This window comes from Nonomuraea sp. NPDC002799 (genome assembly GCF_053592075.1).
This window is the reverse complement of record NZ_JBSFVA010000042.1, coordinates 1-15,184: the sequence shown is the minus strand read 5'-3', so window position 1 is coordinate 15,184 and position 15,184 is coordinate 1. Positions and strand designations below refer to the sequence as shown.

Genomic DNA, 15,184 nt, shown 5'->3' with positions numbered 1-15,184 from the left:
ATATGTCCCCACGAAGGTGGTTTAACCGTAAAAGATCTACCTTGTGGTGAGATGTCAGTACCCTGCGCCGGTCAGCAGGCCCCCGTCCACCATGACCTCGCTGCCCGTGCAGTAACTGGCCCGGTCGGAGGCCAGGAAGGCCACCACGTGGGACACCTCCACGGGCTTGGCGAAGCGCTTGATGACCATGGATTTCAGGAAGGTCTCCGCGTCGATCTCGTTCATCATGTCCGGGTCCATGGCCATCGAGGTGTTGATCGCCCCCGGATGCACCGAGTTCACCCGGATCTTGAACCGGGCCAGCTCCCGCGCCGCCGACTTGGTGATCCCGCGCAGCCCGAACTTCGAGGCCGAGTACGCCGACAACCCCTCCGCCCCGACGAACCCCTCGATCGAGGAGATGTTCACGATGGCCCCGCGCCCGGCCGCCTTCATGGGCTCGATCACCGACTTGATGCCCAGCCAGGAGCCCTTGAGGTTGACGTCGATCACCCGATCGAAGTCCTCGGGCGACATATCGTCGATGCGGCGAAATTTCAGTATCCCGGCGTTGTTGATCAGCACGTCCAGCTTGCCGAACAGCTCCGTGGCCGCCGACACGGCCCGCCCCCAGTCCGCCAGGCTCGTCACGTCGTGATGCACGTACGTGGCCCCGCTGGCCTCCGCCAGCGCCTTCCCCTCCTCGTCCAGCACGTCACCGAAGACCACCCGCGCCCCCTCCTCCAGGAACAGCCGCACGTGCGCCGCCCCCATCCCGCGGGCCCCACCGGTGATCAACGCGACCTTGCCGTCAAGCAGTCCCATAACGTCCTCCTGCCGCCACGGCCACAGCGGCCGCCTCCATGGAGCGGTAGACGGGGATTCCCGCCGCCGCCGCGATCTGCCGCACCTCGTCCTCGACGCCAGGGGGAGCGCAGTCGCCGTTCCTGGTGACGAGGGTGATCCGCACGCCGGGCCGGGCGGCGCCGGCCAGCGCCCGCGTGTACGCGTACAGGGGCTCGGCCGCGTCCCCGTACGTGAAGAAGGCCTGGACGTTCACATGCGCGACCACGTCCGCGTACGGCCGCCGCCGCAGGACCGCCTCGATCACCTCGGGCACGAGCCCGGCCCGGCCCAGCGGCCCCACGGGCACTTCGAGTGGATTGCCGTCCGCCGCCAGCCCGAGCCCGTCCAGCGCGTCGGCGGGGAACGGGTCGAGCCGCACCCCGGCCGCGTCGAAGGCGTCGGCGGCCAGCACGCTCGCGCCGCCGCTCGGCCCCACCACCAGCACCCCGTCCCCCTCGGGGACGCGCGCGCCATGGGCCTGGAAGTAGGCCAGCACCCCGATCAGGTCGTCCTGGCTGGTCACCAGCGCCGCTCCCGCCTGCGCGGCCACCGCCTCCCAGACGCGCCGGTCGCCGACCATGCCGCCGGTGTGGGAGGCCGCCGCCTGCCGCCCCTGCCCGGTGCGCCCGCCGACCAGCAGCGCCACGGGCAGGCGGGTGGCGCACAGCGCCTCGTACAACTCCCGCCCGCCGCGCGGATCCTCCAGATAGAGTCCGACGGCTCGCGTTCCGGGGTCGCGGGAGAGCCAGCCGAGCAGCTCGGCGGGGGTCACGTCGGCCGCGTTCCCGACGGTGACGACCCGGCTGAACGCCAGCCCGCGCCGCTCACCGACCTTGATCACCTCGCCCGCGAGCCCGCCGCTCTGCGAGATCAGCGCCACCGACCCGGCCGGGCCGAGCCCGCCGCCGACGAACGTCTGCCGCCCCTGCGGGGAGTACACGCCCATGCAGTTGGGCCCGAGCAGCCGCGTCCCGGCCGCCCGCGCCGCCTCGACCAGCTCCGCCTCCAGGTCGGGCCGCCCCGCCTCGCCGAACCCGCCGCTCATCACCTGCACGAACGGCACCCCGCGCGCCTGCCGCAGCACCTCGGCACAGCGCTCGGCGGGCACGGCGACCAGCGCGTAGTCCACCTCGGCCGCCGCGAGGGAGGGCACAGCCGGCACCCCGGACACCTCCGCCGCCGTGGGATGCACCGCCACCAGCGCGACGCCCGTGGCGCGGTAGAAGCCGAGGAACATGTTGCCGAAGTTCGGCCTGGTGGCGGAGGCGCCGACGACGGCCACGGCCTTGGGCTCGAAGAGCGGCCGGAAGTCCGTCTCCTGGCCGCGCGCCGGGGCGGGGGCCTCGGCGGGCAGGTAACGGGCGTCGACCGCGATCACTCCGGAGGGCGTGGCGATGACCGGGTTCAGCTCGAACTCGCCCAGCTCCAGCCGCTCCCACAGCCCACCGGGGCCGCCGGCCGTCATGAGCAGCTTGACCACCGCGTCCACGTCCACGGCGGGGGCGCCGCGGTGACCGTACAGCAGGGACGACCCGCGCAGGGACGCCAGCATGGCGCGCGCGTCGCTCTCCGAGATCGGGCAGAGCCGCAGCGCCGTGTCGCGCAGCACCTCCGTCCACACCCCGCCCAGCCCGGCGAGCAGCACCGGCCCGAACCCGGGATCCCGCACCAGGCCCACGATCAGCTCGACGCCGGTCGCGGCCTGCTCCTCGACGAGGAACCCGGCCGCCCGCACCCGGCCGCGCATCGCGGCCGCCGCCGCGCCGAGGCCGGCGTGCCGCAACCCCAGCGCCACGGCCCCGGCCTCCGTCTTGTGCACCAGCCCGGGCCCGAACGCCTTCAGCACCAGCGGCTCGGCCAGCCCGGCGGCGGGGGAGAAGTCGTGGCCGTCCACCACCACCCCGCGCGGCACCGGCACCCCGGCCTCGCGCAGCAGCGCCTTGACCTCGTGCTCGTAGACCTCGTGCTCGTTGACCTCGTGCTCGTTGACCTCGTGCTCGTTGACCTCGTGCTCGTTGACCTCATGCTGGCGGACCTCATGCTCGTAAGCGCTCACCCGAGCAGCCCGCGGATCTCCCCGCGCAGCAGCTTGCCGGGACCGCCGGAGGCGTCCTGCGAGTGCGGCAGCTCCGCGACCACCACGATGTGGTCGGGCCGCCGGTGCTCCGGCAGCGTGTCGGCCAGGGCGAGCGCCAGCTTGGAGGCGTCCAGCGTGTGCCCGGCCCGCGGCACGACCGCGAGCAGCACCTGCTGGTCCGCCGCGCCCTGGGGCACGCCGACCGCGCCCGCCTCGGCCACCCCGTCCAGCGCCGAGGCCGCCTCCTCGATCACGGAGGGCTGCGTCCAGACGCCGTGCTTGAGTATCGCGTCCTCGCGCCGGCCGAGCACGCGCAGCACGCCGTCGGCGGAGATCGTGCCGAGGTCGCCGCCGACGTACCACTCGCCGCGCAGCACCTCCGCCGTCCGCTCCGGCAGGCCGTCGTAGCCGGTCATCCGATGCGGCCCGGCCAGGTTGATCTCGCCGACCTCGTCGATCACCGGGGCGCCGGACGGGCCGGTGACGCGGACCGCGTTGCCCGTGCGGGCGCGTCCGGAGGAGCCGAGCGGGATGGAGCCGTCGTCCACGCGCCCCATGCAGGTGTACGGCGCCTCGGTCTGGCCGTAGTAGGAGAACACGCCCGCCTGGGGCAGCCTGGCCTTGATCCGGTCGAGCATGGTCGCGGTCAGCGGCTCCCCGCCCAGCATGATCACCTCGATCGACGACAGGTCCACGTCCTCGTGGTCCGGCGAGCCCAGCAGGGCCGCGTAGAACGAGGGGATCTGCGACACATGCGTGACCCGCTCGCGGGGGACGACGCGCAGGAAGTTCGCCGGGCCCCAGTCCTGCTCCAGCACCAGCCGCATGCCGGTGTAGAGGGCGGGGCCGACGATCGCGGGGAAGCCGATGCCCCAGATGATCGCGCCGGTGCCGAACACCGAACCGGGCCCGCGCGGCACGTCCAGCCAGATCTGCGCCGTGGCCAGCGACGACGCGTGCGTGTGCACGACCGCCTTGGGCAGGCCGGTCGTGCCGGAGGTGTAGTAGAGGGCCAGCGGGTCGTCGTATCCGCCGCCCAAGGGCGGCTCCTCCTCCGAGGCGCCCGCCAGGTCCCGCACGTCGATCCACGTCGTCACGTCCGGCAGCGAGCCCCTGATCTGCTCGACCACGTCCTCCACCGTCGCGTCGTACACGAACGCCGTGCACCCCGACGCCGCCACCACGTCCCGCAGCGTCTCCACCGGCCAGTACGGGTTCAGCGCCGCCGTCACGGCCCCGATCTTGGCCTGCGCCAGGTAGACCTCGGCCACCCGCAACGTCTGGTTGAGCAGCGCCGCCACCCGTCTGCCCGGCGTGATCCCGGTCGCGAGCAGGGCGTGCGCGGTCCTGTTGACGCTTTTGTTGAGCTCGTCGTAGGTGAGGCTCTGCTCGCCGCAGTAGGTCAGCGCCACCCGTTCGGGCGTGCGCAGCGCTCCGGCGGTCAGGATCGCGTGGCCGTAGTTGCCGTAGGGTGATCGCGCCATGGGGGTGCCTCCAGATCAGCGGGGCGAATAGAGCACGAAGACGTTTCCTGAGGGATCGCGGAGCACGGCCCGCCGCTCGTGCGGCCCGTCCTCGGGCGCCCGCACCACCTCCGCGCCGCGCGCCGACATCTCCCGCACGGCCGCCTGGAGGTCGACCACCTTGTACGACGGCGCGGCCGAGGCGGTGACGTGCTCGGCCGGCCCGGCCAGCGCCACGGTGACCCCGCCCGCGTCCAGCGCCGCGAACCTGTCACCGTCGCGGAACTTCACCGGCAGCCCGTAGAAGGCGATCGCCTCGTCCAGGTCGGCGACGGGGATCAGCACGTTGCCCAGCTTCACGCGGGCCTCCAATGCGGCAGGTCGTCCACGAATGTCACGCGTACCGGCATCCCGATGCGCACCTCCTCCGGCGCGCACCCCACCACGTGCCCGAACACCCGGACGCCGGCCGGCAGGTCCACCCAGGTCGGCACGTACGGCTCGCGGCCCCGGTAGCCCGGCGCGAACGAACGGTGCACGACGGTGAAGGTGTGCACCACGCCCTCGCCCTCGACCGGCTCGAAGACGAGCGCGTCGCCGCCGCACCAGGGGCACGCGGCCTCGGGGAGGTGGATCCGCCGGTCGCAGGACGTGCAGCGCTGGACGACCAGCTCGCCGCGTCCGCAGGCGGCCCGGTAGGCAGAGGTGTCACCGCTCATCGCTTGCCAAGCTAGCGCACGCTTGGTTACCCGGCAAGCGTGGTGGGCTCCTCCGTGGGCTCGTCCGACGGCGTGGGAGTGCCGAAGGCCGACGTGCTGCGCGCCTGGCTCGGCGTCGGCGTCGGCGTCGGAGTGGGCGGGACCGTCCGGGTCGGCGCGGGGGTGGCGCAGGCGGGCCCGTCCAGCACCGCCTCGCTCACCTGCGGCCCGTTCGCCGCGGCCGGCTCCGTCATGACGAGCAGCCCGACGTAGGCCCGCCCGCCGCACGCCACCCGCCCGGGATCGTGCGTGACGCCGCTGGTGTAGGCCGTGCTGCCGCGCAGCGTGCGCGTCTCCCTGCGCACCGTCCTGGCGGCTCCCTCCTCCCCGTCCCGCCGCGTGTACGTGATCCGCAACCGCACCGCCCCCACCCCGTTCACCGCGACCCGGATCGAGCCCGCCGTGCCGGTCCACCGCTCGATCCCGGCCGCCTGGACGGCCGGACCCGGCACGGAGGTCCCGGCCCGCGCGCTGCTGGGCGGCGGCGCGGGCGGCGAGCTCGTGACGGGCGCAGGCTCGGCGGTCGTCCGCCTGGGAGCCGCCGTCCTGGTCGGGCCGGGAGCCGCAGGGGAGGATTCGGGCGGCGTGGGGACCGGCTCGGGCTCGCTCTCGTTCTGGGCCTGCGGCGGGGGCATGAGGATCGCCCCCGGCCCGGGCGGCAGCCGCCCGCCCGAGATCACCAGCGCGATCGCCACGGCCACCACCGTCGCGCCCGCGACCCACAGGTGCGGCGGCAGCCGGGGCATCCGCGAGATCCGCTCGCGGACGATCGCCGCCGCGCCCGTCGGGTGATCGGTGTTGGCCAGCGGGAAGCGCAGGGCCAGCAGCGTGGCCAGCTCGCCCAGGTGGCGGCGTCCGCGCTGCTCCCACTCGGGGCCGTACCCGGCGACCGCGTCCTGCTCCAGCTCCGCGGCGAACTGCCGGGCCGAGGTGTACCTGGCCGCGGGATCCTTGGCCAGCCCGCGCTTGAGCAGGTCGCGCAGCGTGTCGGGGGCGACCTCCAGGGGCACGGGCTCCACCAGGTGCTTGTCCCGCAGCGCCGGGACGTCCTGCTCGCCGTCCGTCCCCTCCTTGTACGCCCGATACGGCGGCCGCCCCCTGACCGTCTCGAACAGCACGCACGCCGCCGCGTACAGATCCGCCGGCGCCCCGGCCCTGTCCTGCGTCCACAACTCCGGCGACATGTACGCGGGGCTGCCCGCCGGCACCCCCGGCTCCTCCGCGTGCACGACGACCCCGAAGTCGCCCAGCCTGCTGGTCCCGTCCGCCTGGACCAGGATGTTGTCCGGTTTGACGTCCCGATGCGCCACGCCCTTCTCGTGCGCGACGGCCAGGGCCAGCAGCGTGCTCTTGAGCACCGCCAGGGCGGCCTCCGGGCTGGTGCTGCCGTGCTCGGCCAGCAGTGTGCGCAGTGACACGCCGTCCACCAGCTCCATGACCACGGCGGCGCGTGTCTGGGTCTCGACGTATTCGTAGAACCGGACCACGTTCGGGTCGTCGATCTCGACCAGCTCGTGGGTGTCGGACCTGAAGCGGTCCATGAACTCGGCGTCCCTGCGCAGGGTGGCGTTCAGGTATTTGATCGCCACGTAGGCGCCGGTCGACTGGTAGGTGGCGAGGAACACACGGCCGGTGCGGCCGGCGCCGAGCTGGCGTACTTCGCGGTAACCAGGGACCAAGTCGAACCCCCATATGCGGCCGTCATCGGTTCGACGGTCTCACCCGGGGTTCGGGTTGTCACGAGTTGAGATATTTCGCCCGGCGTTAATGGCCTATGACGCTATGTGGTGGGTGTTATGCTCGGATTTTCCCAAGCAAGCGCTCGGCTAAATGCAAGGGGGCCGCCGGTGGAGCGCACGGCCGTACTCGTGATGGAGATGCAGAGGGGCGTCGTCGGCGATCTGACGAAATTTCCGGATCTGGTGGACGCGTGCGCCCGCCACGACGTCATCCCCAACGCCGCCCGCCTGCTCGCCACGGCCCGTACGGCCGGGATCCCCGTGATCCACTGCACGGCCGCCTTCCGCCCCGACCGGGCGGGCTCGCACGCGCGCAACAGCCCGTTCATCGTCGCCCTGCTCAAGGACCCCGGCCACATGCTGGAGGGCTCACCGGCCGTCGAGATCATCCCGGAGCTGCGCGACGGCGGCGACCTGGAGAGCCGCCGTCACCACGGCTTCTCCCCGTTCACCGGCACCTCGCTGGACATGACGCTGCGCTCGCTGGACGTCTCCGCCGTGGTCGCGATCGGGGTCTCGCTCAACCTGGGCATCCCCGGCCTGGCCCTGGAGGCGGTGAACCTGGGCTACCGGGTGACGGTGGTCACGGACGCGGTGGCGGGCATTCCCGAGGATTACGCGCGGGCCGTACTGAAGCACACCATCAGCCTGCTCGCCACCCGCGCCGGCACGGACGACCTGGTCGAGGCGTGGAAGTGATGGACGGCCTGCGGCTCGACGGGCGCGTCTCGGTGGTGACCGGGGGAGCGGGCGCGATCGGCGCGGCCATCGCCGCGGACCTGGCGGCGCTCGGCTCGCGCGTGGTGATCGCCGACGTGGACCTGCCGAACGCCGAGAAGACCGCCGCGGTCCTGCCCGGCGCGCGGGCGCTGCCCGTGGACCTCGCCTCGCCCGCCTCGGTCGAGGAGTTCGCGGGCGCGGCGGGACCGGTGGACATCCTGGTGCACAACGCCGGGGTGTCGTTCGTGGAGCCGTTCGCCGAGAGCGACCCGGCGCACTGGGACCTCATGTGGCAGGTCAACCTGCGCGGGCCGATGTTGCTGACCAAGCTCCTGCTGCCCCAGATGACGGCCAGGGGATGGGGCCGGCTCGTGTTCGTCTCCTCCGACGGCGCCCGCGCCGGATCCGGCGGCGAGGGCGCCTACGCGGCCACCAAGGCCGGGCTGTTCGGCCTGGCCAAGACGCTCGCCAGGGAGGCGGCCAAGGCGCAGGTCACCTCGAACGTGGTCTGCCCCGGCCCCACCGACACGCCCATGCTCCAGCGGATCTCCGCCGCCGAGCCGGGGCTCGTGGACCGGATCGCGCGCGGCATCCCGCTGCGCCGCCTCGGCACGCCCGCCGACGTGGCGGGCCTGGTCGCCTACCTCTGCACCGATCGCGCCGCCTACATCACCGGGCAGATCCTGTCGGTGAGCGGCGGCGTGACCATGCAGTGAACCTCTCACAGCGCCTGGTAGACGGCCTCCACCAGGCGGATCCCGCGCAGGTTGCCCGAGATGGAGTCGGCCATCTTGTTCATCACGTAGCCGATGGCCAGGCCGCGGTCCACGTCGCCCAGGCCGATGGAGCCGCCCATGCCCGTGTGCCCGAACGCGCTCTCCGACGGCATCAGGAACGTGACCGAGGGCCGCATGTAGCCGAGCCCGAACACGGTGTCCAGGAGCAGGACCCGGTCGGGGCCGCTCACGCGGGGGCGGATGGCGTCCGCCAGCGTCTCCGGGCGCAGGATGTCACCGGCGGCCAGCGCGCGGTAGAACCCGGCCAGCCCCCTGGCCGTGGTGACCACACCGGCCGCCGGCCAGCCCGCGCGCAGGACGACCGGGTTGTTGGCGCCGCCCTCCAGCCGGTGGATGCCGGGGTTGCCGAGGGCCCGGTTCATCAGGCTCTGCGGGTCGGCCGCGGCCGCGGTCATCGCGGCCAGCACGTCTCCCGGCCGCCGCGTCTCCGTGACCGCCGGTCCGCCGCTCCGGGGCCGCTCGCCGGCCTTGAGCCGTGCCGCACGGGCGATGACGGTGTCCGGCGCCCCCACCCACAACTCCAGATTCAGCGGCCCGGCGATCTCGGCGGCCACCAGCTCGCCCACCGACTTGCCCGTCACCCGCCTGATCACCTCGCCGACGAGGAACCCGTACGTCAGCGCGTGATACCCGTGCGCCGACCCCGGCTCCCAGAGCGGCGCCTGAGCGGCGAGCCGGGCCGCGATGGCCGCCTGGTCCTCGAACTCCGCCACCGGCACCTGCTCCTCCACCACGGGCAGCCCGCAGCTGTGGGTGAGCAACTGCTCGACGGTGATCGCGCCCTTGCCCTGGGCCGCGAACTCCGGCCACACGTCGGCGACCGGCGCGGACACGTCCACCAGCCCGCGCTCGGCGAGCTGGTGCAGCACGGTCGCGGTGATCGCCTTGGTGCAGGAGTAGGCCAGGGCGGGCGTGCCGGACTCCCAGGGCCGGCCGGTGTGCCGGTCGGCGACCCCGGCCCACAGATCGACGACCAGCTCGCCGTCGTGGTAGACGGCGAAGGCCGCGCCCAGCTCCTCGCCGTCGGCGAAATGCCGCTCGAACACCTCTCGCACGCCGGAGAAACGCGGATCGCAGTACATCGGACCTCCGCACAGAAGGGAGCGCTTACTTGGTTCACGAGCCTAACAACTGGGGACGTTTCGGCCCAGATGATCAGCGGGGCACCCTCAACCTCCTCACCCCCGCCGTGGTGCTCGACGCCCTGCGCAGCGCGGTCACGGGCCAGGTGCTGAGCCTGGCCATGCCGATCAGGGGCGCCACCTCCTCACCCGCGCCCACGACGGTCCCGCACCTGCGGGGCCGCCCGCTGCCGCAACACTTCATGTCCGTGGACGGCGGCGACTACGCGGCGGGGGCCAAACCCGTCGGCGACGGCCTGTGCGTGGCCGACGACGCGCTGGTCGTCACCCACCACGGCACGACCACCCACATGGACGCGCTGTGCCACATGTGGTCGGGCGACCGGCTCTACAACGGCCATCCGGCCGCCCGCGTCCGCTCCTACGGCGCGACCAGGTGCGGCATCGAGCACGTGGGCGGCGTGGTGGCCAGGGGGCTGCTGTTCGACGTGCCCCGCCACCTCGGTCTCGACCACCTGCCCGGCGACTTCCGGATTCCGGCCGAGCTGCTGGCGGAGATCGCCACGCCGCGCCCCGGGGACGTGGCGGTGATCCGTACGGGCTGGCCGCTGGTGTGGCGGCGTTCGCCGGAGGAGTACTGGTCGGGGCAGCCCGGCCTGTCCGCCGGCGCGGGCCGCTGGCTGGCCGGGCATGACGTGGCGGCCGTGGCCTCGGACAACGCCGCGATCGGCGGGCTCAACGACCGCCAGCTCGCCGACGAATCGGTGGCCGACGACCTGCACCTCATCCTGCTGCACCGGCACGGCGTGCACCTGGTCGAGATGCTCTGGCTGGAGGAGCTGGGCGCGGCCGGGCGGGCGGAGTTCGTGTTCGTCGCGGCGCCGCTGCGGATCGAGGGCGGCACCGGCAGCCCGATCACCCCGCTGGCGATCCTTTAGGCCGCCGCTCGCCGGGCCAGATCGCCGGTCTTCAGGCCGTTGCGCCCGGCCAGGTCACCGGCAGGCGCTCGACTCCGTACACCGAGGCGTCCTCCTTCAACGGCACCTCGGCGGCGGGGACGGCCAGCCGTAACCCCGGGAAGCGCTCGAACAGCGCCCGGTAGCCGATGCGCAGCTCGATCCGGGCGAGCTGCTGCCCCAGGCACTGGTGCACGCCGTGGCCGAACGCCAGATGCCGCCGCGCCTCCGGGCGGCCCGGCCGGAGCGCGTCCGGATCCTCGAACACGGCCGGGTCGCGGTTGATCACCGGCAGCGACAGGGCCACGGTCTCGCCCTTCCTGACCAGCTCGCCGGCCACCCGCACGTCCTCCAGCGCGGTGCGGACCGGCGCCCCCAGATGCAGGATCGACAACCAGCGCAGCAGCTCCTCCACGGCCCCCTCCTCGAACGGCGTGCCGCGTTCCAGCAGCGCGAAGACGCCGAGGGCGAGCATGTTCGCGGTGGTCTCGTGGCCGGCGACGAGCAGGATGAGGGCGACGTTGGTGAGCTCCTCGTCCGTCAGCTCACCGGTCAGCCCGCTGAGCAGGTCGTCGCCGGGCGCGGCCCGTTTGCGGCGCACCAGCTCGCCCAGATAGGCGGTCAGCTCTCCCATGGCCGCCAGGCCGTCGCTGTCAGGGGTGACGATCCGCCTGCTGCGCTCCTGGAAGAAGTCATGGTCGGCGTACGGCACGCCGAGCAGCTCGCAGATGACCAGCGACGGGATCGGCAGGGCGTAGGCGGTCACCAGATCGGCCGGCGGCCCCGCCTCGGCCATGGCGTCCAGGTGATCGGCCGCGATCCGCTCGATGCGCGGCTCCAGCAGGCGCATCCTGCGCACCGTGAACCGGCCGGTGAGCAGGCGGCGGTAGCGGGAGTGCTCGGGCGGGTCGGTGGCGGCGAAGAAGCCGGGCGGGGCCGGGCTGGCGGGGCCGCCGGGGCGTACGGCGTGGACGGGGGCGTGCCGGAGCTCCTGCCGGGCGCTGAAGCGGGGATCGCCCAGCACCGCGCGGGCGGTCGCGCCGGTGGTGGCCAGCCAGCCCAGATGGCCGTCGGCGAACTCCAGCCGGCTCATCGGCGGCAGGCCACGCAGCTCGGGCGGCGGGTCGAAGGGGCAGCCCGGCGTGCGGGCGATGGGAAGGCGCATAATTATGAGAGTAGACTCCGATTTGACAGTTGTATAGCGAAAGCTAGATCTCTCTCGCGAGTGGACGAGCATCACCCGTACCACGGAGAATGCGGAGTCATGAGCGACGGACCGGGCCTGCGTGAGCGGAAGAAGGCCAAGACCAGGGCGTTGATCCAGAAGGAGGCGCTGCGGCTGTTCCGTGCGCAGGGCTACGTCGCGACGACGATCGAGCAGATCGCGGAGGCGGCGGAGGTGGCGCCCAGCACCGTCTTCCGCTACTTCGCCACAAAAGAGGATCTGGTGCTGGTCGACCAGTTCTCCCCCTTCATGGAGGTGCTCCGCGCGGTGCCGGCCGAGGCCGGGCCGGTGGCGGCCATGCGCATGGCGATGCGGGCCATGATCGACGGGCGGACGCCGGAGGAGCTCGCCGACAGCGTGGAGCGGGAGAAGCTCATGTTCACCGTCCCGGAGTTGTGGGCGGCGAGCCTGGCGAACGTCACCGGCGTCATCCGCGGCATCCAGGAGCATCTGGCGGCGCGCGAAGGACGCGATGCCGCCGATCCGGAGATCCGCAACGTCACGGGGGCGATCGTGGGCGTGCTCATGGCGCTCTGGTTCGACTGGGTGCGGGATCCGGAGATGGACGCGGCGGCCGAGTTCGACCGGGCGATGGCCCACCTGGAGGCCGGGCTGCCGCTGCGGTGATCAGGCGCCCGGATAGTTGCCGCCGCCGTGGGCGGCGTCCAGCGCGTCGTAGTCGGGGGTGAACCCGCGTTTGGGGATCTCGTCGACGAACACGATCCGCTTCGGCTTCTTGTACGACGCCAGCAACGTTCGCGCGTGCTCGATGAGCTCGTCCTCGGTGGCGGTGGCCGCCGGTTCGAGCGCCACGACGGCGTTGACCGCCTGGTGCCAATCGGGGTCGGGGACGCCGATGACGGCCGCGTCAGCCACGGCGGGGTGGGTCTTGAGCGCGCGTTCGACCTCGGCGGGGTAGACGTTCTCGGCGCCCGATTTGATCATCCGGAGTTTGGGGCCGATGAAGGTGATGGTGCCGTCGGGTTCGCGGCGGCCGAGGTCGCCGGTGTGGTGCCAGCCGTACCGCGACTTGACCGCATTTAAGTCGGGCCGGGCGAAATATCCGGAAAAGAGGGTCTTGCCGCGCGCGCAGATCTCGCCCACCTCGCCCGCCGGCACCTCGTCCCCGCCGGGCGCCAGAATCCGCACCTGCACCAGGGGCGACGGCCGGCCCGCGAACCCCGACCCGCCCTGCGCCAGACCGAGGAAGGTCAGCATGCCGCCCACCTCGGTCTGCCCGTAGCCGCCCATCTTGGACCGGCACCACGGCGAGTCGTCCACGGTGATCATGTCGTCCCACTCGCGCGAGTGGGAGACGAACCTGAGCGAGGAGAGGTCGTACTTGCCCGCCTCGTTCGCCTTGGCCACCGCGTCGATCATCGGTCCGAACAGGAACGCCTGGGTGACCCGCTCGGCGTCGATCAGCCGGCAGACCTCCTCCGCCTCGAAGGCGGGGGTGAAGACGTTGGTGCCGCCGATCTGGAGCGTGGCCAGGCAGAACATCATGGTGCCGACGTGGAAGAGCGGGCCGTTGTTGAGGAAGGTGAAGCCCGGCTCCATCTGGCGGATCACCAGCAGGGAGGTGGCGTGCGCGACGAGGGCGGCGCTGCTGAGCAGCGCGGCGTTGGGCCGGCCGTCGAAGGCGGCGGTGTAGAGCGCCAGGACCGGCTCGGTGTCGGCCACCTGGGGGAAGTCCTGGGGCGTGCCGCTCGCGACGAGCCGCTCGTACTCGTCGCCCGCCGCCACCCACGTGGCCTCGTCGCGCAGGGGCCGGAGGGCGTCCGACGGCTCCCAGACGACCACGGCCGGGCTGAGGTCGGAGAGCACGAAACGCAGCTCGTCGGCCGACTGCCGCCAGTTGGCCGGGCAGCAGACGGCGCCGAGACGCGAGCAGGCCAGCAGCAGTTCGAGCACCGCGTGCGCGTTCTGGCCCAGCCAGAGCACCCGGTCCCCGGCCGAGACGCCGCGCGCCGCCAGCGCGGCGGCCAGCCGGCTCACGCGGTCGTCGAGCTCCGGGTAGGTGAGCCGGACCGCGCCGTCCACCACCGCCGTGACCTGCGGACGGCTGCGGGCGTGGTCGGCGAGGACGTCGGAGAGCGTCAGGTTGTGGATCATCGTCGGTCTCCAGAGGCGAAGGCGGGCATGACTTCGGCGGCGAAGAAGCGCATGACCTGCTTCATGTCCTCCAGCGGCATCGGCCGGGTGCTCCCGAAGTCGCACAGGAGGTTGGTGAACCCGGCCTCCTTCAGCAGGCCGATCTGCTCGATCACCCGCCCTGGATCCCCGATCACCTCCAGTTGCTCCCACCGGAAGTCGGCCGACACCGAGCCGCCTTTGAGGTAACGGTCCTGGTAGTACTCGAAGCCCTGTGCGGCCCGCCCGGTCTTCTGGTCGATGGGGGCGCTGCGCTCGTTGAAGATGCGCGAGCGGTCGAACGACGCCTCGAACCTGGCCTGGTCGGCGCGGGCCTGCTCCTGGGTCGGGGCGACGTACACGCTGCGCGCCACCACCAGGTCGGCGTCCTGCGCCGCGTGGCCGGCCTGCGCGGCCGTCTCCCGCCAGGTCTCGGCCGCCTTGACGACCTTGCGGAACGTGGCCGCCGGGTCGGCCAGGATGGGCAGGCCGCGCTCGGCGTACATGGTCACGGTCTCGGGCGAGACGGCCGCGACGTGCAGCGGCGGATGCGGCGACTGCAGCGGCCTGGGCGCCAGCGACACCTCGGCGCCGGTCTTGTAGAACTTCCCCTCATGCTGGTACGACTCCTGCGTCCAGAGCCCGACCACGACCTCCAGCGCCTCGTTGAACCGGTCGCGCGCCTCCGCCAGATCGATCCCGAAGCCCTCGAACTCGAAGCTCTGATACCCCCGCCCGATCCCCAGGTCCAGCCGCCCGCCGGAGAGCACGTCCACCAGTGCCGCCTCCTCGGCCACGTGCACGGGATTGTGCAGGGGGAGCACCACGATGCCGGTGCCGAGCCGCAGGCGGGAGGTGCGGGCGGCGGCGTGGGCGAGCATGGTGAACAGGTTCGGGACGACGCCGTAGTCGCGGAAGTGGTGCTCGGCCAGCCGCACCCCGTCGAACCCCAGCTCCTCGGCCAGCTCGATGAGCTCCAGGTGATAGTCGTAGACGTCCTTGAAGCTCTGCCCGTCGAAGCGGTGAAAGAGGTGGAAGGTCGAGAACTTCATGCGGCGGCCCCTCAGCGGTAAACCAAGCGCTCGCTTGGGAGCGTACCACGACGAAGCCCCGCCAGCATGACCCTCCGCTCCGGGGCGCTCCGACGCACCCCTGTAGGTTTCTGGCAGATAATCCGGAACGGGACTTGTTGGTAGGCTCAGACTATGACTGCCATGGCACCAGCTCCCACGAGACCGGACCTGTCGTTCCTGCTGGACCACGCCGGCCACGTGCTGCGCACCCGGATGGCCGCGGCACTGGCCGAGATCGGGCTGACGGCGCGTATGCACTGTGTGCTGGTCCACGCCTTGCAGGAGGAGCGGACGCAGATCCAGCTCGCCGAGATCGGCGACATGGACAAGACCACG

14 protein-coding genes and 1 pseudogene are annotated in these 15,184 nt (G+C 72.5%); 5 read left to right on the top strand and 10 right to left on the bottom strand.

Translation table 11 applies throughout. The features are described from left to right. Positions 1–54: 54 nt before the first annotated feature. Genes ACWD0F_RS43865 through ACWD0F_RS43840 form a run of 6 tightly spaced genes read right to left on the bottom strand, consistent with a single transcriptional unit; the run spans position 55 to position 6,802 of the window. A complete protein-coding gene (locus tag ACWD0F_RS43865) occupies positions 55–804 on the bottom strand; it encodes a glucose 1-dehydrogenase (RefSeq protein WP_449887829.1) in 750 nt (249 codons plus the stop codon). Further along, positions 791–2,881, bottom strand: a complete 2,091-nt coding sequence (locus ACWD0F_RS43860) for an acetate--CoA ligase family protein (RefSeq protein WP_449887827.1) — start codon at positions 2,879–2,881, stop codon at positions 791–793. The genes ACWD0F_RS43865 and ACWD0F_RS43860 overlap by 14 nt, the downstream gene beginning before the upstream one ends. Continuing rightward, positions 2,878–4,386 carry a class I adenylate-forming enzyme family protein gene (locus tag ACWD0F_RS43855; protein WP_449887825.1) on the bottom strand — a complete coding sequence of 503 codons (1,509 nt, stop codon included), beginning with the start codon at positions 4,384–4,386 and terminating at the stop codon, positions 2,878–2,880. Before ACWD0F_RS43855 ends, ACWD0F_RS43860 begins: the two co-directional genes overlap by 4 nt. A gap of 15 nt (positions 4,387–4,401) precedes the next feature. Further along, positions 4,402–4,725 (bottom strand): VOC family protein, encoded by a 324-nt coding sequence (locus tag ACWD0F_RS43850; protein WP_449887823.1) that lies wholly within the window; start codon positions 4,723–4,725, stop codon positions 4,402–4,404. Then, complete coding sequence (locus tag ACWD0F_RS43845; protein WP_449887821.1) at positions 4,722–5,084, bottom strand: Zn-ribbon domain-containing OB-fold protein; 363 nt, start codon at positions 5,082–5,084, stop codon at positions 4,722–4,724. The genes ACWD0F_RS43850 and ACWD0F_RS43845 overlap by 4 nt, the downstream gene beginning before the upstream one ends. Before the next feature lie 26 nt (positions 5,085–5,110). Then, positions 5,111–6,802, bottom strand: a complete 1,692-nt coding sequence (locus tag ACWD0F_RS43840; RefSeq protein WP_449887819.1) for a serine/threonine-protein kinase — start codon at positions 6,800–6,802, stop codon at positions 5,111–5,113. A gap of 168 nt (positions 6,803–6,970) precedes the next feature. On the opposite strand from ACWD0F_RS43840, the gene ACWD0F_RS43835 reads away from it, so the two are divergent. Continuing rightward, on the top strand, positions 6,971–7,561 hold the full coding sequence (locus ACWD0F_RS43835) for an isochorismatase family cysteine hydrolase (protein WP_449887817.1): 591 nt from the start codon (positions 6,971–6,973) through the stop codon (positions 7,559–7,561). Next, the gene (locus tag ACWD0F_RS43830) at positions 7,561–8,298 is read left to right on the top strand and encodes an SDR family NAD(P)-dependent oxidoreductase (protein WP_449887918.1); all 738 of its coding nucleotides are present in this window, start codon (positions 7,561–7,563) and stop codon (positions 8,296–8,298) included. Before ACWD0F_RS43835 ends, ACWD0F_RS43830 begins: the two co-directional genes overlap by 1 nt. 5 nt (positions 8,299–8,303) lie before the next feature. On the opposite strand, the gene ACWD0F_RS43825 is transcribed toward ACWD0F_RS43830, so the two are convergent. Beyond that, positions 8,304–9,461: a serine hydrolase domain-containing protein gene (locus ACWD0F_RS43825; protein WP_449887815.1), complete on the bottom strand. Its 1,158-nt coding sequence runs from the start codon at positions 9,459–9,461 to the stop codon at positions 8,304–8,306. 29 nt (positions 9,462–9,490) lie between these two features. On the opposite strand from ACWD0F_RS43825, the gene ACWD0F_RS43820 reads away from it, so the two are divergent. Next, complete coding sequence (locus tag ACWD0F_RS43820) at positions 9,491–10,399, top strand: cyclase family protein (RefSeq protein WP_449887813.1); 909 nt, start codon at positions 9,491–9,493, stop codon at positions 10,397–10,399. Between the two features lie 31 nt (positions 10,400–10,430). Here the strand turns inward: ACWD0F_RS43820 and ACWD0F_RS43815 are convergent, their stop codons facing one another. Continuing rightward, complete coding sequence (locus ACWD0F_RS43815) at positions 10,431–11,582, bottom strand: cytochrome P450 (protein WP_449887811.1); 1,152 nt, start codon at positions 11,580–11,582, stop codon at positions 10,431–10,433. A gap of 99 nt (positions 11,583–11,681) precedes the next feature. Here ACWD0F_RS43815 and ACWD0F_RS43810 point away from each other — a divergent pair, with 99 nt between their 5' ends. Then, the gene (locus tag ACWD0F_RS43810) at positions 11,682–12,269 is read left to right on the top strand and encodes an acyl-CoA-like ligand-binding transcription factor (RefSeq protein ID WP_449887809.1); all 588 of its coding nucleotides are present in this window, start codon (positions 11,682–11,684) and stop codon (positions 12,267–12,269) included. Here ACWD0F_RS43810 and ACWD0F_RS43805 read toward each other — a convergent pair whose 3' ends face one another. Together ACWD0F_RS43805 and ACWD0F_RS43800 are read right to left on the bottom strand one after the other, a co-directional pair. Then, positions 12,270–13,757, bottom strand: coding sequence for an AMP-binding protein (locus ACWD0F_RS43805; RefSeq protein ID WP_449887807.1), 1,488 nt, complete (start codon positions 13,755–13,757; stop codon positions 12,270–12,272). After that, positions 13,754–14,827 carry an LLM class flavin-dependent oxidoreductase gene (locus ACWD0F_RS43800; protein ID WP_449887805.1) on the bottom strand — a complete coding sequence of 358 codons (1,074 nt, stop codon included), beginning with the start codon at positions 14,825–14,827 and terminating at the stop codon, positions 13,754–13,756. The genes ACWD0F_RS43805 and ACWD0F_RS43800 overlap by 4 nt, the downstream gene beginning before the upstream one ends. A 162-nt stretch (positions 14,828–14,989) precedes the next feature. Between ACWD0F_RS43800 and ACWD0F_RS43795 the strand changes: the two are divergent. After that, positions 14,990–15,184: pseudogene (locus ACWD0F_RS43795) on the top strand (MarR family transcriptional regulator); the annotation flags it as partial.